The sequence below is a fragment of the Pseudomonas sp. GW822-FHT06D10 genome, assembly GCF_058799535.1.
Window position 1 is genome coordinate 470,317 of record NZ_JBXALN010000004.1, and the last position, 15,305, is coordinate 485,621.

At 66.2% G+C, this 15,305-nt stretch carries 17 protein-coding genes and 1 pseudogene; 10 read left to right on the plus strand and 8 right to left on the minus strand.

Annotated elements, in window-relative coordinates; all coding sequences use genetic code 11:
- Positions 1 to 30: 30 nt before the first annotated feature.
- From AC1RL5_RS15985 to AC1RL5_RS16005, 5 genes and pseudogenes are all read left to right on the plus strand, one after another.
- Positions 31 to 807: an IclR family transcriptional regulator gene (locus AC1RL5_RS15985; RefSeq protein WP_011060579.1), complete on the plus strand. Its 777-nt coding sequence runs from the start codon at positions 31 to 33 to the stop codon at positions 805 to 807.
- A 193-nt stretch (positions 808 to 1,000) separates the two neighbouring features.
- Positions 1,001 to 2,056: a permease gene (locus AC1RL5_RS15990; RefSeq protein WP_207239034.1), complete on the plus strand. Its 1,056-nt coding sequence runs from the start codon at positions 1,001 to 1,003 to the stop codon at positions 2,054 to 2,056.
- 86 nt (positions 2,057 to 2,142) lie between these two features.
- The gene (locus tag AC1RL5_RS15995) at positions 2,143 to 2,394 is read left to right on the plus strand and encodes a type II toxin-antitoxin system HicA family toxin (protein ID WP_019094202.1); all 252 of its coding nucleotides are present in this window, start codon (positions 2,143 to 2,145) and stop codon (positions 2,392 to 2,394) included.
- Positions 2,391 to 2,732 carry a type II toxin-antitoxin system HicB family antitoxin gene (locus AC1RL5_RS16000; protein WP_072451388.1) on the plus strand — a complete coding sequence of 114 codons (342 nt, stop codon included), beginning with the start codon at positions 2,391 to 2,393 and terminating at the stop codon, positions 2,730 to 2,732. The genes AC1RL5_RS15995 and AC1RL5_RS16000 overlap by 4 nt, the downstream gene beginning before the upstream one ends.
- A gap of 461 nt (positions 2,733 to 3,193) precedes the next feature.
- Positions 3,194 to 3,536, plus strand: a pseudogene (locus tag AC1RL5_RS16005) (DUF6124 family protein).
- Between the two features lie 52 nt (positions 3,537 to 3,588).
- Here AC1RL5_RS16005 and mnmH read toward each other — a convergent pair.
- Genes mnmH through AC1RL5_RS16020 form a run of 3 tightly spaced genes read right to left on the minus strand, consistent with a single transcriptional unit; the run spans position 3,589 to position 6,168 of the window.
- Positions 3,589 to 4,689: a tRNA 2-selenouridine(34) synthase MnmH gene (gene mnmH / locus AC1RL5_RS16010; protein ID WP_492589708.1), complete on the minus strand. Its 1,101-nt coding sequence runs from the start codon at positions 4,687 to 4,689 to the stop codon at positions 3,589 to 3,591.
- On the minus strand, positions 4,689 to 5,723 hold the full coding sequence (selD, locus tag AC1RL5_RS16015) for a selenide, water dikinase SelD (RefSeq protein ID WP_093410081.1): 1,035 nt from the start codon (positions 5,721 to 5,723) through the stop codon (positions 4,689 to 4,691). The genes mnmH and selD overlap by 1 nt, the downstream gene beginning before the upstream one ends.
- Positions 5,724 to 5,766: 43 nt before the next feature.
- On the minus strand, positions 5,767 to 6,168 hold the full coding sequence (locus AC1RL5_RS16020) for a nuclear transport factor 2 family protein (RefSeq protein WP_309475480.1): 402 nt from the start codon (positions 6,166 to 6,168) through the stop codon (positions 5,767 to 5,769).
- A gap of 262 nt (positions 6,169 to 6,430) precedes the next feature.
- Between AC1RL5_RS16020 and AC1RL5_RS16025 the strand changes: the two genes are divergently transcribed.
- Positions 6,431 to 7,387 (plus strand): nucleoside-specific channel-forming protein Tsx, encoded by a 957-nt coding sequence (locus AC1RL5_RS16025; RefSeq protein WP_015635066.1) that lies wholly within the window; start codon positions 6,431 to 6,433, stop codon positions 7,385 to 7,387.
- Positions 7,388 to 7,474: 87 nt separating this feature from the next.
- Positions 7,475 to 8,503: a purine-nucleoside phosphorylase gene (locus AC1RL5_RS16030; protein WP_093410092.1), complete on the plus strand. Its 1,029-nt coding sequence runs from the start codon at positions 7,475 to 7,477 to the stop codon at positions 8,501 to 8,503.
- A gap of 105 nt (positions 8,504 to 8,608) precedes the next feature.
- Here AC1RL5_RS16030 and AC1RL5_RS16035 read toward each other — a convergent pair whose 3' ends face one another.
- From AC1RL5_RS16035 to AC1RL5_RS16045, 3 genes are all read right to left on the minus strand, one after another.
- Entirely contained in the window at positions 8,609 to 9,565 is a 957-nt protein-coding gene (locus tag AC1RL5_RS16035) for a quinone oxidoreductase family protein (RefSeq protein ID WP_053157584.1), read from the minus strand.
- A gap of 42 nt (positions 9,566 to 9,607) precedes the next feature.
- Positions 9,608 to 9,781, minus strand: a complete 174-nt coding sequence (locus tag AC1RL5_RS16040; protein WP_015635062.1) for a DUF1427 family protein — start codon at positions 9,779 to 9,781, stop codon at positions 9,608 to 9,610.
- A gap of 382 nt (positions 9,782 to 10,163) precedes the next feature.
- A complete protein-coding gene (locus AC1RL5_RS16045) occupies positions 10,164 to 10,937 on the minus strand; it encodes an AraC family transcriptional regulator (protein ID WP_492589710.1) in 774 nt (257 codons plus the stop codon).
- A 224-nt stretch (positions 10,938 to 11,161) separates the two neighbouring features.
- Here AC1RL5_RS16045 and AC1RL5_RS16050 point away from each other — a divergent pair, with 224 nt between their 5' ends.
- Positions 11,162 to 11,389 carry a DUF6555 family protein gene (locus AC1RL5_RS16050; RefSeq protein WP_011060569.1) on the plus strand — a complete coding sequence of 76 codons (228 nt, stop codon included), beginning with the start codon at positions 11,162 to 11,164 and terminating at the stop codon, positions 11,387 to 11,389.
- A 49-nt stretch (positions 11,390 to 11,438) separates the two neighbouring features.
- Here AC1RL5_RS16050 and AC1RL5_RS16055 read toward each other — a convergent pair whose 3' ends face one another.
- Together AC1RL5_RS16055 and glcC are read right to left on the minus strand one after the other, a co-directional pair.
- Positions 11,439 to 11,609, minus strand: coding sequence for a metallothionein (locus tag AC1RL5_RS16055; protein ID WP_072451392.1), 171 nt, complete (start codon positions 11,607 to 11,609; stop codon positions 11,439 to 11,441).
- Between the two features lie 132 nt (positions 11,610 to 11,741).
- Complete coding sequence (glcC, locus tag AC1RL5_RS16060) at positions 11,742 to 12,509, minus strand: transcriptional regulator GlcC (protein ID WP_011060568.1); 768 nt, start codon at positions 12,507 to 12,509, stop codon at positions 11,742 to 11,744.
- 231 nt (positions 12,510 to 12,740) lie between these two features.
- On the opposite strand from glcC, the gene glcD reads away from it, so the two are divergent.
- The gene (gene glcD / locus AC1RL5_RS16065) at positions 12,741 to 14,240 is read left to right on the plus strand and encodes a glycolate oxidase subunit GlcD (RefSeq protein WP_011060567.1); all 1,500 of its coding nucleotides are present in this window, start codon (positions 12,741 to 12,743) and stop codon (positions 14,238 to 14,240) included.
- On the plus strand, positions 14,240 to 15,304 hold the full coding sequence (gene glcE / locus AC1RL5_RS16070; RefSeq protein ID WP_072451394.1) for a glycolate oxidase subunit GlcE: 1,065 nt from the start codon (positions 14,240 to 14,242) through the stop codon (positions 15,302 to 15,304). Before glcD ends, glcE begins: the two co-directional genes overlap by 1 nt.
- Position 15,305: the final 1 nt, after the last annotated feature.

The following is a 15,305-nucleotide window of genomic DNA, read 5'->3' on the forward strand; positions in this document are numbered from 1 at the left end:
AAAACACAAAACAACCTGAAAGGACTGGTCATGAGCGATAACAACAACTCCCTTTTCAACCAGTCACTGGAGAAAGGCCTGGCGGTGCTGCGGGCCTTCAACGCCGCGCAACGGACCATGAACCTGGCGGAAATCGCCACGGCCGCCGACATCAACAAAAGCTCGGCGCAGCGCATGATCCACACCCTGGAACAGCTGGGCTACGTGCGTAAGCACCCGCAGACCAAGCGCTTTCAGCTGACCCCGCGGGTGATGGAGATCGGCTACAACTACCTGGCCGCCGACACCCTGGTGGACGTGGCCAACCCCTTCCTCGCCGAGCTGGCCCAGGTCACCGGGGAAACCACCAACCTCACCGAGCCCGATGGCCTGGACATGGTCTATGTGGCGCGCTTCGTGGCGCCCAAGTTCATCCCCATCCACATGCCCATCGGCAGTCGTATCCCGATGTACTGCACCGGCTCGGGCCGCGCCTACCTCAGCGCCCTGCCCGCCGCCGAGGCCTTGCAGATCCTCCAGGCCAGCGACCGCAAGGCCCACACCCGACACACCCGCACCGATCTGGACGAGATCCAGCGCGAGATCGACGCCACCCAGCGCCGCGGCTATGCCCTGAACCCGGAAGAACTGTTCCTGGGCGACATGGCGATAGCCGCGCCCATCCTCGACGGCAAGGGCTTGCCGGTGGCCGCGGTGCACGTGGTGGTGCCCAGCAGCCGCTGGACCCTGGAAGAAGCCGAACGCAAGCTCGCGCCCTCGGTGATCGAATGTGCCCGGGCCATCCGCACCTCGATTCGCACCCTCTGAAAATCACTCTCCTGTAGCCGCTGCCACAGGCTCGGGCCGCGTTCGGACGAACGGCCCGCAGGGACGCGGCGTTCTCAAGGCCGATGAGCTCCCGACGGGGGATCGCCAGGCAAGGCCGGACGAGATCGGTTCGCAGCGCGCCGGCGCCAGCGGCTACAATTCGCGCTTATTGTCCTCGTGCGGAATACCTTTCATGTCCAACCTCGCCTCCACCCAGCCCAACCGCGGCTGGGCGTTCTGGTGCAAACCCCTGCTGTTCCTGCTGGTCGCCGCCATCGGCCTGTATTACGTGAAGTGGTCGCCCTACTACCTCAAGGCCTTTGTCGCCGCCGACAGCCACAGCATCGGCGCCTCGATCCTCAACGATCAGCAGAGCTCGCCCTGGAGCGCCGCCCTGGGCTATTCCCAGGTGTACTTCCTGGCCATCTGGAAGGCTGCGGTGCTGGCGGTGATCCTGGGTTCCCTGCTGCAGGTGCTGATTCCCCGGGATTGGCTGCTGCGCCTGTTCGGCCGTGCCGGCTTCGGCTCGACCCTGCGCGGCGGGCTGTTCGCCCTGCCGGGCATGATGTGTTCCTGCTGCGCCGCGCCGGTGGCTGCTGGCCTGCGCCGGCAGAAGGTTTCGGTGGGTGCGGCCCTGGCGTTCTGGATCGCCAACCCGGTGCTCAACCCGGCGACCCTGGTGTTCATGGGCTTTGTCCTGGGCTGGGGCTTTTCTGCCCTGCGCCTGGTGGCGGGCATTGTCCTGGTGTTGGGCGTGTCCTTGGTGGCGCAGCGGGTCGCCGGCCCCGAGCAACTGCCCGAAGCCGCAGTGGATGCGGTGGTGGAAGCCAGCACGGTGAACGACCAGCCGTTCCTCAGCCGCTGGGGCAAGACCCTGTGGCAACTGTTCTGGAGCACCATTCCGATCTACGTACTGGCGGTACTGGTGCTGGGCGCGGCGCGGGTCTGGCTGTTTCCGCATATCGACGGTGCCATGGGTGACAGCCTGTGGTGGCTGGTGCCGCTGGCGATCGCCGGGACCCTGTTCGTGATCCCCACGGCGGCAGAGATTCCCATCGTCCAGACCATGATGACCCTGGGCCTGGGCACCGGGTCGGCGGTGGCCCTGCTGATGACCCTGCCGAGCATCAGCCTGCCGTCGCTGCTGATGCTGCGCAAGGATTTCGATGCCCGAGTGCTGGTGACCGTGGCCGTGCTGACCATGCTGGTGGGGATTGTCTGCGGGTTGATTGGTGCGGCGTTGTTGTAGAACCCTGGTGGTCGAAGCTTATAGGTGACTCACATTGACACCCTTGAAGCATGCAACTAAATTTAGTCGCAAAAAAAGAGGATGCCGTGTCCAAGAACGATAAGCTTCTCGCCAAGTTACTCAACGACCGGGGGACCTTTTCCTGGCAGGAACTGGTCACTCTCCTAAAGCGCCTGGGCTACACACCGCTGGAGGGCTCGGGCAGCCGGGTAAAATTCGACAATGGCGATCCAGGCGCAATGATCAACCTGCACAAACCGCACCCCGGTAATGAGCTGAAGGCCTACATACGCCGCCAAGTGATCGAGCAACTAAAATCGGGAGGTCTCATACCGTGAACAACCTACTGCAGCACAAGGGCTATTACGGCTCTATCGAGGTCAGTACCGAGGACAATTGCCTCTTTGGCAAACTTCAGTTCATAAGGGCCTTGGTTAGCTATGAAGGGCAGACCGTGGCTGAACTCGAAGCGGCCTTCAAAGAGGCAGTAGACGACTATCTGGATACCTGTGAGCAATCGGGCACAGCACCAGAAATCCCTTGCAAAGGCTCGTTCAACGTTCGGGTAGGCCACGACCTTCATCTAGCGGCTGCCGTGGCCGCCACCCGGCAGAATGTATCGTTGAACGATCTGACCCGTCAGGCCCTGAACGAATACCTGCAACATCACGGCTGATTGGTGTTTCGTGGAGGCCAAGGCGCTCGTTGAATGCTGGCCTCCAATGGAAATTTCCACACGCCCCCGCCGCATCGTCTTGAAACACATTGGTCAGGGAATGCCGCTTCCGAAACCAGAGTTTTCGCTTTGTTTTGTAAGGCTGGTCCGAGAGAATCGCCAACGCCTTTGAGCGGCTTGTGTCCTTGGTGTTCGTCAGGCAGTCTCCCCCGGTCGCTGCACAATCAGCGACTCGGATGTGGAAGTCCGGAAGGGTCATAGGTACAACGCTTCAACGCGCCTGCCGACGCTTTGCGCCTGCGGATACGTGTTATGGCGGCCATGCGTGGGGCACCTTCGGGTGCGCCGGGTTTTGGGTACCAAAAGACTCCCCGGTCTTCCACACCCACGCACGGCTGCCACCCTCTCGTGTGGAAGCGAGACCGGCGGCTCTACTTAACCTTAGAGTCGTAGGTACCCCAATGAAAAAGCTCGTCCCCGATCCACCCCGCCCACTGCGCGACCCCGAACTGGATCGCGCCAACGCCAACCTGCTCAGCGCGCTGAAACCTACCCAGGCACGCCCGTTCGGCCTCCGCCGATGCCCTGGGCAATACCCTGTTCAGTGTGCAAGCCGGGGTCAACGCCGAAGAGGCCTTGAGGCACGTCGCCCTGCTGCTCAAGTGCGCCGAGGAGGTGTCCGATGAAATCACCGAGCGCGCCAGCGGCATCGAACGCGGCCTGATCTGGTCCATGGTGCATTCCGTGGAAATGGCCCGGGCCGTGGTCGAGGCCTTGCTCGACCGTCCACGCCCTGCCGGCTGACGCCCGCGCACACCGCGCGCTCAGGTGCTGCGAGCGCGCGGATTATTGAGCGCTAGCGCGATGGCGGCTGGCGCTGGCGCAGGTAATCGAGCACGGCGCCGTGCTCGCCGCTGAACTCGATCCGCGCGCCCTTGCTCTCGCGCTGGAAGGCGTACATCGGGTCGTAGTATTCGCCCAGCAAGCCTTCGATCCAGGCCCGGTGCCGTTCCACGTCGCCGCCGCGGGCCTGTTCCGCCAGCGCGGCTTCCATCAGCAGGAACAGGCGCTGGTGACGCTCGCCACCGAGGCGTTTGTGGATCTTGTTCAGGCTTTCCAGCAGGCGCTCGGCGAACAGCGCGAAGCCCTGTTCGCCATGCACCGCCACAAACTCGGCGCAGAGGTTGACCACGTAGTCGTCGAGGATCCTTTGCACCCGGTTGGCCAGGCTGTCCTCCAGCCAGACCATGGGCAAGCCCTGCATGCTCTGGTACAGCGGCAGCGGCAAGGCGCAACTGCCGATCATGCGGTTCTCGTCTTCCAGGACAAAGCTCTGCACGCCGCGCTCACGCTTTTTCAGCAGGTCCACCGCCAGGCGGTTTTCGAAGTCGATGTTGCTCGGCTGGCCGGTGGCGCGCCGGCCGAAGCTGGAGCCGCGGTGGTTGGCGTGGCCTTCCAGGTCCAGGGCGTTGTCCAACTGGCCCAGCACTTGGGTCTTGCCAGTGCCGGTCATGCCCCCCAGGAGGACGAAATCGCACTGCTGCAAGGCCTGTTCGGTGGTGTCCAGAAGGAAGGTACGCATGGCCTTGTAACCGCCACCAACCCGCGGGTAGTCAATGCCCGCTTCCCTGAGCCACTGCTGGACGATCTGCGAGCGCAGCCCACCGCGAAAGCAGTACAGCAGGCCGTCGGGATGGGCTCGGGCGAAATCGGCCCAGGCCTGGACGCGCTGCTCCTTGATCGCGCCGGACACCAGTTGATGCCCGAGCACGATGGCCGCCTGCTGGCCCTGCTGCTTGTAGCAGGTGCCGACCCGTTGGCGCTCCTGGTCGGTCATCAGGGGCAGGTTGAGCACCCCGGGAAAGGCGCCCTTGGTGAATTCGATCGGCGCGCGGGTGTCCATCATCGGCCGGTCGTTGAGGAAGATCTCGCGGTAGTCGGTGCAGTCCAGAGACATCAGAACACCTCGACCGCGTGGCTCTGTCGCTCTACCAGCTCGCCAATCGGCGCCAGTTCCAGGCCCAGTTCCGCCGCCAGGGCCAGGAATTCGGCATTGCCTTGCGGGGTTACCGCCACCAGCAGCCCGCCACTGGTCTGCGGGTCGCAGAGCACGCGCTTGTGCAGTTCCTGGACTCGCCCGACCTTGTCGGCGTAGCTGCTGTAGTTGCGCAAGGTGCCACCGGGCACGCAGCCCTGGTCCAGGTAGTATTCGACCCCCGGCAGCCGCGGTACGCGGTCGTAGTGAATGCGCGCGGTCAGGCCACTGCCGTCGGCCATTTCCACCAGGTGCCCGAGCAGGCCGAAACCGGTGACGTCGGTCATCGCGGTCACCCCTTCGAGCTTGCCGAAACGGCTGCCGGGCTTGTTCAGGGTGCACATCCAGTCCCGGGCCAGGCCGATGTCGGCGCTGCGCAGCTTGCCCTTTTTCTCGGCGGTGGTGAGCACGCCGATCCCCAGGGGCTTGGTCAGGTACAGCAGGCAACCGGCGGTGGCGGTGTCGTTGCGCTTCATGAAGCGTTTTTCCACCAGCCCGGTGACCGCCAGACCGAAGATCGGCTCCGGCGCATCGATGGAGTGCCCGCCCGCAAGAGGAATGCCCGCGGCGTCGCACACCGAGCGACCGCCGCGGATCACCTCCCGGGCGATTTCCGGGGCCAGCACGTTCACCGGCCAGCCGAGAATGGCAATCGCCATCAGCGGGTCGCCGCCCATGGCGTAGATGTCGCTGATGGCGTTGGTGGCGGCGATGCGGCCGAAGTCGAAGGGGTCGTCGACGATGGGCATGAAGAAGTCGGTGGTGGAGACCACGCCGCGCTCTTCATCGATGGCGTACACCGCCGCGTCATCGCGCGAGGCATTGCCGACCCAGAGCTTGGGGTCGAGGTTCTGCGCCCCGCTGCCGGCCAGGATCACCTCCAGTACCTGGGGGGAAATCTTGCAGCCGCAACCGGCTCCGTGGCTGTACTGGGTCAGGCGAATCGGCTCGCTCATGGGGTACCTCGTCAAGTCTGGGACGGGGATTCTAGCAGAGCCCTCAGGCACTTGGCCGCGGCGTGCCCTGATGGAACAGCATCTGCCAGCGCCCCTCCTGGCAGCGCCACAGCGAGCTGCGCCAGGCACTGCTGGCCGCCCGCCCGGGCGCTGCGGCGTTATGGCACAGGTAGGTGACCTGGGCCAGGTCGGCCCCCAGGCACTGCACGGCGAACTCGCTGATGCGCCGTTCGATGAACACCTGCTGCGGCAGGCTGGCCAGCACCTGGGCCTTGTCCCAGCGCCCGCCGCTGGCGCCAAACTCAAGAAAGTCATCGGCCAGCAAGGCCTCCAGCGCCTGGCGATCGGCACGCACTTCGGCCTGTTGCAACTGGCGTTCAAGCATCAGCAGGTGGTCGGACAGCTCCATGATCACTCCCGAGGTGGTGGCGGGTAAGTGGCGCACTCTAGCATTGCGCGCCTGCACCAGCGCCGGGCCTGGGGGCCGGGCATTGCCCAGGCCTGCAGCGTCCGGCCCTCCCCGCCATCGGCACGCACCGCGCCCCAAGCGCCAATCCCGCGGCCATTCACGCCTTTGTCGCAAGCCGCTGTTTCAAGTTGGTACGCCATATGCAAACGTTTGCGAGTTGTAATTTTGTGGGTGTTCGCCGCCTTCTTTCGAAGTGTCGAGCACAAGGGACTTCACACTGTAAGAACAGGGACTTTCCATGCTCAACCCTCTGCGACGCCATGCGTCCTGCCGTACCCTGGCTGTTTCGTTGTGGCTGGCCGGCGTTACGGGTCTACCCAGCGCCTTCGCCCAGCCCCCCGCCGCCCCGGCGGACGACTCGGCCCAGGGCGAAAGCCTGAGCGCCGATGTGCAACCGGCCAAACAGGGCGCCTACCTCTCCGACTGGTACAACCAGGACCTGATGCTCATCGGCAGCAAGGACATCAGCTTCGGCCCGCGCCCGGCAGACGACATCTACCTGGAATACGAATACTTCGGGCGCAAGGGCCCCTTCGAGCTGTACGGCTACATCGACCTGCCGAAGATCCTCGACATCGGCAACAGCCACGACAAGGGCATCTGGGACCACGGCTCGCCGCTGTTCATGGAGCACGAGCCGCGAATCTCCATCGACTACCTGGCCGGCCGCAGCCTGGCCATCGGCCCGTTCAAGGAGTGGTACGTGGCCTTCGACTGGATCTACGACCACGGCAGCCGCACCGCCAACCGCGCCAACACCCTGTACAGCGGCCTGGGCACCGACATCGACACCCATTCGCGGGTCAACCTCTCGGCCAACTTCTACGGCCGCTACCAGTGGGAAAACTACGGCGCCAGCAACGAATACTCCTGGGACGGCTACCGCGCCCAGCTGAAATACATCGTGCCCATCGACAGCTTCAGCAACGGCGCCTCGCTGACCTACATCGGCTTCACCAACTTCGATTTCGGCTCCGACCTGCACAAGGACAACCCGGCCCGCACCGCCAATGCCACGGTGGCCACCAACGTGCTGCTCTATTCCTTCACCCACCTGCGCTTCACCCTGGTGGGCCGCTACTTCCACAACGGCGGCAACTGGGAGGATGGCAGCGTGCTGAATTTCGGCGACGGCGAGTTCCGCGCCCGCTCCAATGGCTGGGGCTATTACGCCGGGGTTGGCTATCAGTTTTAAAGCAGCGGCAAGACAAGAACGGTTGCGCTGAGCTGCAACCTGGATCAGGCAGGATAAGCGCCAATTAACGGCAGTCATGGAGGTTGTATGCGTGGGATTCAAAAGGTTTCGTGGGCAATGGGCTTGAGTGCACTGGTGGCTAGCGGCGCCTGGGCCAGTGAGGCAGCGATCAAGCCCAAGGTGGTGCTGATCAGCATGTTCGCGCCGGAAGCGCAGCACTGGATCGAGCGCCTGGAGCTCAAGCGCGAGATCCGCGTGCCGGGGCTGGCGGCGGAGTATCCGGTGATTCGCTGCAACGACCGCGAGGTGTGCCTGTTGACCACAGGCATGGGCCAGACCAATGCCGCGGCGTCGACCCTGGCCCTGGCGCTGTCGCCCAAATTCGACCTGCGCAAGAGCTATTTCCTGATTGCCGGGATCGCCGGCATCAGCCCCCAGCACGGCACCATCGGCACCGCCGCCTGGGCCCATTACCTGGTGGAGTTCGGCACCCAGTGGGAAATCGACTCCCGGGATGCGCCCGAGGGCTGGCCCACCGGCTACCTGGGGATCAACACCAAGGGCCCCAACGAAAAACCGCCCCTGGACTACAAGACCGAAGTCTTCGAGCTGAACCCCAAGCTCCAGGCCAAGGCCTTCGCCCTGAGCCGCAACGTGGCCCTGAGCGAGAGCAAGGAGTCGGCGGCCTGGCGCCTGAAATACCCCAAGGCCCCGGCCAACCAGCCACCGGTGGTGACCCGTTGCGACACCCTGGCGGGCAACACCTGGTTTTCCGGCACCCGCCTGAGCGAACGGGCGGAGGTCTGGACCCGCTTGCTGACCGACAACAAAGGCACCTATTGCACCACCCAGCAGGAAGACAACTCCACCTACGAAGCCTTGCTGCGGGCCAGCCGCGAGGGCCTGCTGGACATCCAGCGCCTGGCGGTGGTGCGCGCCGGTTCCGACTTCGACCGCCCGGCCCCGGGGGCCAGCGAAGTGGACAACCTGCTCAAGTACGCCGACCAGGGCGGCTTTGTCCCGGCCCTGGAGAACCTCTACCGGGCCGGCAATCCGCTGGTGCAGGACATCCTCGGCAACTGGTCGGCCTGGGAAAAGGGCGTGCCCGAGACCTGATTTCTCTCCCGGGAGCGGCCAGGCGGCGTTCCGCTTGCCGGCGAAGTCGATCTCTGGGCCCTCTTCGCCAGCAAGCGGGCTCCTACGCAGGGATGGCCGCTGCGCTCAGGGGATGAGGATGATTTTTTCGCCGCGCCCCTGGTTCACTTCGGCATAACGCTCCAGCCCCCGCTCCAGCGGCGATTCCACCAGGCCTTCCGGCAGCGGCAGCAGGCCTTCATCGAAATAGCGGCCGAACTGCTCCAGCATCGCCGCGCACGCCTCTACGCCATACAACAGCGAGTTGATCCCCACCACCGAGCCACCCTTGCGGTACAGCGCCAGGGCCGGCAGTTGCACATGGCCGTCCACCGGGGCGGCGATGATGGCGATGCGGCCAAAGGTGGCCAGGGCCGGCACCGAGGCCGGCAGCCAGAAGCCGGTGGTGTCGAAGATCACCTCGGCACCGCCGGCATAGACTTCGGCCACCTGGGCCGCCAGGGTTTCCGGCTGTTGCAGGTGCAAGGTCGGGTAGCCCTGGGCTTCAAGCGCCTGGACCTGCTCCACCCGGCGCGCCGCCGCCAGCACCCGGGCCCCGCGCACCTTGGCCAGGGCCAGGGCCGCCGAGGCCACCGCGCCGCCGCCGATCACCAGCAGCCGGGTGCCACGGGCTACGCCACTGCGCTCCAGGGCATCCCAGGCCGTGGTGTAGGGCACCCCGAGGCTTGCGGCCTGGGCAAAGCTCAGGTGCCGTGGCTTGCGGGCCACGCCCTGGGCGGACAGCACCACGTACTGGGCATGGCTGCCGTCGGCGAAGAAGCCCAGCTCCTTGCCGGTGCCCCAGACTTCCTGGCCCAGCAGTTGCGCCGGCCCCTGCTCCACCACCCCGGCAAAGTCCCGCCCGGGCACCCGCGGCAGTGTGGTGTAGGGAAAGCGCCCGAGGACGTTCTTCACATCACTGGGGTTGAGGCCCGCGGCCTTGATGCGCACCAGCACCTGGCCAGCACCCGGTACCGGGGTGGGCAGGTCCACTACGTGCAGGGCCGCGAGGTCGCCGGTGGCGGAAAATTGCAGTGCTTTCATCGTCGGTTCCATGAGTCGGGGGGAGAAAGGAAAAATGCGTGTTCAGGACAGCCAGCTGCCGAGCAACTGGCGCCCCAGGGGCCACAACTGCTCACCGCCGAGCATGCCCAAGAGGCCAACCAGGGCAATTGCCGGCGGTGCCGGAGAACGCACCTGCAAGGCGCCGTAAAGCAGGCCGACCAACAGGCCGGCGGCCAGGGAAATCAGGTAGTTCATGCTGCGCTCCAGAGGCCGTGCGGCTCATGCCGGGGTGAAGTGGCGTGTGCGGCACAGTCTAGGTGGCACGGTCCCGCGGCATCGGCCAAGTGCTTCAGGATTTCGGCCAAGGCCGAAACCCTGGCGGTCGCTTGGCTGGCGTCCGCCTGATGCACATCCGGCGCTCTCCGGATCTTCACGTCTCCTGCGGAGCCGTTCGCAGCCTGTGGCAGCGGCTACACGACGCCAGGCAGTCCCTGTAGCCGCTGCTGAGCCTGCGAAGCTGCGAAAAGGACCGAAGGGCCTTGCTTGGCGATATCCCGACGAACCTATGGCGGCTTTGAGATTGCCGCGTCTCCTGCGGAGCCGTTCGTCCGAACGCGGCCCGAGCCTGTGGCAGCGGCTACACCTGGCTGGCGCTGGCGTACTGGGAAGGCGCGACACCCAGTTCCCGGCGGAACATGTCGCTGAAGCTGCTGGGGGAATAACCCAGCTCCCGGGCAATGCGGCTCACCGGTACACCCTGGATCAGCTCCGCGGCAGCGGTGGCCAGTTGCACCTGGCGCCGCCATTCGGCAAAGCCCACGCCCAACTGCTCCTTGAACAGCCGTGCCAGGGTGCGCACGCTGGCCCCCGCCGCATCGGCGTGCTGTTCAAAGGAGATGGCCAGGGACGGCGCCGCCATCACCGCCTGGCACAGGCTGCCCAGGCGCCGGTCGGAGGCGTCCGGCAGGGCTATCTTCAATTGCGAGCGGCGAGCCCGGCGCAGTTCCAGCAGGGCCAGCCCCACCAGCGCCTCGTAGTACTCCGGCTGCGGCGGGTCGAGTTCCACCAGGCGCACGATCAATTCGCGCAGCAGGTTGTCCACCTGCAGCACCTGGACGCTGGGGTCCAGGGTCGCCGCCAGGGACGGGCGCAGGTAGATGTTGCGCATCTGCAGGTCGCTGACCACGCGAATCCCGTGGCTCACCCCCGGCGGCAACCACACCGCGCGCTGGGGCGGCACCACCAGGGCTTCATGGGGCGTCTCGACCCACATCACCCCGCTCATGGCGTAGAGCAACTGGCCCCAATCGTGTTCATGGGGCTCGATGAACAAGCCCCGCGGATAGGTGCGGGCCAGGGGTTGCACCGGGATCACGGGGTCGCTGAGGTCGGGGGGTGCGGCTAGGGCCATGGCAAGGTCGCGGCAGGTCGGCGGGCGCCCATGGTAACCAGCCGCCCGGGGCGCCGCCAACCGCTGCCGCGCCCATCCGGATGAAGGCCTGGGCGCCGCTCGGGAATCCATTCGGATAGAGCGGCTGGCGGCCCATGACCGTCGGTAGCCCGGGCGGACAATCAGAGTGAATTTTTCCGCCGCGCCAGGATCACTAAAAGATCACAGGGAGGAACAAAGGCTTTATGAACAACGCAAAACTTTTCGTCATCGAATACACCCTCCACGGCGCCCCCAAGTCCTTCATCATCCGCCAGGAAAAGATGGACAACGCCGAGGCCTGGCACTGGGCCAGTTGCGACGCTGGAGTGGGTCGGATAGGACGTTTCGGCCGCGAACGGGTGAAGAAGACCAGCAAGCCCATGGCCGAAAAGTTCGGTATCGAAAACGTCACCTGGCGCCCTTCGGTCTAGGACGCAGCAACGCGGGTGGAGCCGCACGGCCCCACCCGCCGATCCCCACTCAGCCGTGGGCGCCCTTGGCGCATTTGCAGCCTTCGGTGGAAGCGCAAGGCTCGCCGTGGGCGTGATGGTCGGCGCACGCCTGGCAGCAGTAGTGCTTGCCGTGACGGACGATGGCATGGGCGCCCAGCTTGCAGATGCAGGCCGGGCAGGCACAGGTTTGCGTGGACATGGCATGGCTCCTCGGGTTCAAGGCTCGGGCCTTTGGGCGGGTGCTTCACCGAGCGCCCCGCTCGGGCCGAGTCCCCACAGGTTAGGCCAAGGCACCGCCCGGCCAGGGCGCACGCGACTGATGGTCGGCCCCTCACTCCCAGCCCTGCAAACGCAAGGTAGCGCGCACCAGCCGCTGTTCTTCGTCCTCGATGTCCCTGAGGTTGCGGGCAATGCCCTGGATATGCGCCACCGCCGCCTTGCGTGCCTGTTCCGGCAGACGCCCGGTGACTGCGTTGTACAGCCGCGCATGCTGGCGGTCGATCTGGCGCTTGGGCGCCGGGCGGTGATAGAGGTTGTTGACCGAGGCGAACACCGAGTTCAGCAGCAGGTCGGTGAGCGAGCCCAGGGTCTGCACCAGCACCGGGTTGTGCGAGGCCTCGCAGATCGCCAGGTGAAAGGCGTGGTCCAGGCGCGCCAGGGCGGCGGGCTCCAGGGCCTGTTCATGGGCCTGCAGCAGGGCCTGGTAGGCGCGCTCGATCAGCACGAAATCCGCTTCGGTGCCGCGCAGGGCCGCCAGCCGCGCCGACTCGCCTTCAAGCAGGCTGCGCACTTCCAGCAGATCGTAGAGGGTGCGGGGCTGGGAGCTGAACAGATGCATCAGCGGCGACTGCGCCGCCGGGGCCGACAGTTGCGCCACCTGGGAGCCGCGGCCCTGTCGAGTGTCGATGATGCCCCGCGCCCGCAGCAGTTTCAGGCCCTCGCGCAGGGCCGTGCGCGAAACCCCGAGCTTGGCCGTCAGGCGCCGTTCCGAGGGCAGCAACTGGCCGGTCTTGAATACCCCGTCGACGATCAGCCGCTCGATCCGTGCGCAGACCAGGTCCGCCACCTGGGGCCGACGCCCCGCTTGCGTGTCCTGCATGCTTCCTCCCACTGGTATGACCAGCCCTGTGCCATTTGTCCGGCTATTTCCGCGCGCCCGCCAAGCTTTTGAAAAACCTGACCTTTCGGAAAAACCCCGGCCTGCCCTGGAAAACAAAGTGGTTCGACCACTGCCAACGCACATGGACACTAAAGCCCGCCGGGCCAATCATGCAAGGCAGCCGTACAGCATTCGCGACCTGATAAAAACCACACAAGGTCCTTAGCCGCCATGACGATTCTCTACGACGAACGCCTCGATGGCGCCCTGCCCGACGTCGACCGCCAGGCCCTGATCCAGGCCCTGCGCCAGCAGCTACCGGAGCTGGAGCTGCTGGACCAGGAGCAACAGCTCAAACCCTACGAATGCGATGGCCTGAGCGCCTACCGCAGCACGCCGATGCTGGTGGCCCTGCCCCGGCACCTGGACCAGGTGCAGCGCATCCTGCAGATCTGCCACGCCCATCGGGTGCCGGTGGTGGCCCGAGGCGCCGGCACGGGCCTGTCCGGCGGCGCCCTGCCCCTGGAAAAGGGCCTGCTGCTGGTGATGGCGCGCTTCAAGGAAATCCTCCAGATCGACCCCGCCGCCCGTTGCGCCCGGCTCCAACCCGGGGTGCGCAACCTGGCGATCTCCCAGGCCGCCGCGCCCTTCGGCCTGTACTACGCTCCCGACCCCTCTTCGCAGATCGCCTGTTCGATTGGCGGCAATGTCGCGGAAAACGCCGGCGGCGTGCATTGCCTGAAATACGGCCTGACCGTGCACAACCTGCTCAAGGTCCAGATGCTCAGCGTCGAGGGCCAGCCCCTGACCCTGGGCAGCGAGGCCCTGGACGCGCCGGGCTTCGACCTGCTGGCGCTGTTCACCGGCTCCGAAGGCCTGCTGGGGGTGATCACCGAAGTCACGGTCAAGCTGCTGCCCAAGCCGCAGATCGCCAAGGTGCTGCTGGCGGCCTTCGACTCGGTGGAGGCCGCCGGCCGCGCCGTGGCCGACATCATTGCCGCGGGCATCATCCCCGGCGGCCTGGAGATGATGGACAACCTGGCGATCCGCGCCGCCGAGGATTTCATCCATGCCGGCTACCCGGTGGACGCCGAGGCCATCCTGCTGTGCGAGCTGGACGGCGTGGAAGCCGATGTCCACGACGATTGCGAGCGGGTGCGCCAGGTGCTGGAACGGGCCGGCGCCAGCGAGGTGCGCCTGGCCCGGGACGAGGCCGAGCGCGTGCGCTTCTGGGCCGGGCGCAAGAACGCCTTCCCGGCGGTGGGGCGCTTGTCCCCGGACTACTACTGCATGGACGGCACCATTCCCCGCCGCGAGCTGCCGGGGGTGCTGCGGGGCATCGCCCGCCTGGCCGACGAACACCAGCTGCGGGTGGCCAACGTGTTCCATGCCGGCGACGGCAACATGCACCCCTTGATTCTGTTCGACGCCAACCAGCCCGGCGAGCTTGAGCGGGCCGAGGCCCTGGGGGGCAAGATCCTCGAACTGTGCGTGGCAGTGGGCGGCAGCATCACCGGCGAACACGGGGTGGGCCGGGAGAAAATCAACCAGATGTGCGCCCAGTTCAACCACCACGAGCTGACCCTGTTCCACGCCATCAAGGCGGCCTTCGACCCCAGCGGCCTGCTCAACCCGGGGAAGAACATCCCGACCCTGCACCGCTGCGCCGAATTTGGCGCCATGCACATCCACCACGGGCAACTGCCCTTCCCCGAACTGGAGCGATTCTGATGAACGTGGCCAGCGATTTCGACGCCGCCGAGACCTTGCTGGAACAGGTGCGCGATGCCTTGGCGAGCGACACCGCGCTGCGCATCCAGGGTTCCAACAGCAAGGCCTTTCTCGGCCGCGAGAGTGCCGGGGAAATACTCGATACCCGCAGCCATCGCGGCATCGTCAGCTACGACCCCACGGAGCTGGTGATCAGCGCCCGGGCCGGTACGCCGCTCGCCGAGCTGCACGCCACCCTGGACGCCGCCGGGCAGATGCTGCCCTGCGAACCGCCGTCCTTCGGCGCGGGCGCGACCCTGGGCGGCATGCTCGCCAGCGGCCTGTCCGGGCCGCGCCGGCCCTGGGCCGGGGCGGTGCGCGATTTCGTCCTCGGCACCCGGGTCATCAGCGGCAGCGGCCAACACCTGCGGTTTGGCGGCGAGGTGATGAAGAACGTCGCCGGCTATGACCTGTCGCGGCTGATGGCCGGCAGCTACGGCTGCCTGGGGCTGGTCACCGAGGTCTCGCTGAAGGTCCTGCCCAAGCCCCGGCAATGCCTGAGCCTGAGCCTGGAAATGGACCGCCAGCGGGCCCTCGCCCAGCTTGCCGAATGGGGCCAGCAGCCCTTGCCCATCAGCGCCGCCTGCCATGACGGCGAACGCCTGCACCTGCGCCTGGAGGGCGGTGAAGGCTCGGTGGCGGCGGCCCATGACCGGCTCGGCGGCGAGCCGCTGGACCCGGGCTACTGGAGCCAGCTCAACGAGCAGCAACTGGACTTCTTCAACCCCGGCCCGCCGCTGTGGCGCCTGTCGGTGCCGCACAACACGCCGCTGCTGCCCCTGCCCGGCGAACAACTGCTGGACTGGGGCGGCGCCCAGCGCTGGCTGAAGACCGATGCCACGGCCGCCGACATCCGCGCCGTTGTCAGCGCCGTTGGCGGCCACGCCAGCTGCTACAGCCACGGCCTGCTGGACAGCCCGTTCCAGCCCCTGGCGCCGACCCTGCTGCACTACCACCAGCGCCTCAAGGCCCAGCTGGACCCGCAAGGGATCTTCAACCCCGGCCGACTCTACGCGGAGCTCTAGA

Coding starts and splice junctions, on each gene's coding strand:
- glcE (WP_072451394.1), top strand. CDS start 14,240: ATGAACGTGGCCAGCGATTTCGACGCCGCCGAGACCTTGCTGGAACAG.
- AC1RL5_RS16040 (WP_015635062.1), bottom strand. CDS start 9,781: ATGAACTACCTGATTTCCCTGGCCGCCGGCCTGTTGGTCGGCCTGCTT.
- AC1RL5_RS16050 (WP_011060569.1), top strand. CDS start 11,162: ATGAACAACGCAAAACTTTTCGTCATCGAATACACCCTCCACGGCGCC.
- mnmH (WP_492589708.1), bottom strand. CDS start 4,689: ATGTCTCTGGACTGCACCGACTACCGCGAGATCTTCCTCAACGACCGG.
- AC1RL5_RS16030 (WP_093410092.1), top strand. CDS start 7,475: ATGCGTGGGATTCAAAAGGTTTCGTGGGCAATGGGCTTGAGTGCACTG.
- AC1RL5_RS15990 (WP_207239034.1), top strand. CDS start 1,001: ATGTCCAACCTCGCCTCCACCCAGCCCAACCGCGGCTGGGCGTTCTGG.
- AC1RL5_RS16025 (WP_015635066.1), top strand. CDS start 6,431: ATGCTCAACCCTCTGCGACGCCATGCGTCCTGCCGTACCCTGGCTGTT.
- AC1RL5_RS16035 (WP_053157584.1), bottom strand. CDS start 9,565: ATGAAAGCACTGCAATTTTCCGCCACCGGCGACCTCGCGGCCCTGCAC.
- selD (WP_093410081.1), bottom strand. CDS start 5,723: ATGAGCGAGCCGATTCGCCTGACCCAGTACAGCCACGGAGCCGGTTGC.
- AC1RL5_RS15985 (WP_011060579.1), top strand. CDS start 31: ATGAGCGATAACAACAACTCCCTTTTCAACCAGTCACTGGAGAAAGGC.
- AC1RL5_RS16045 (WP_492589710.1), bottom strand. CDS start 10,937: ATGGCCCTAGCCGCACCCCCCGACCTCAGCGACCCCGTGATCCCGGTG.
- glcD (WP_011060567.1), top strand. CDS start 12,741: ATGACGATTCTCTACGACGAACGCCTCGATGGCGCCCTGCCCGACGTC.
- glcC (WP_011060568.1), bottom strand. CDS start 12,509: ATGCAGGACACGCAAGCGGGGCGTCGGCCCCAGGTGGCGGACCTGGTC.
- AC1RL5_RS16055 (WP_072451392.1), bottom strand. CDS start 11,609: ATGTCCACGCAAACCTGTGCCTGCCCGGCCTGCATCTGCAAGCTGGGC.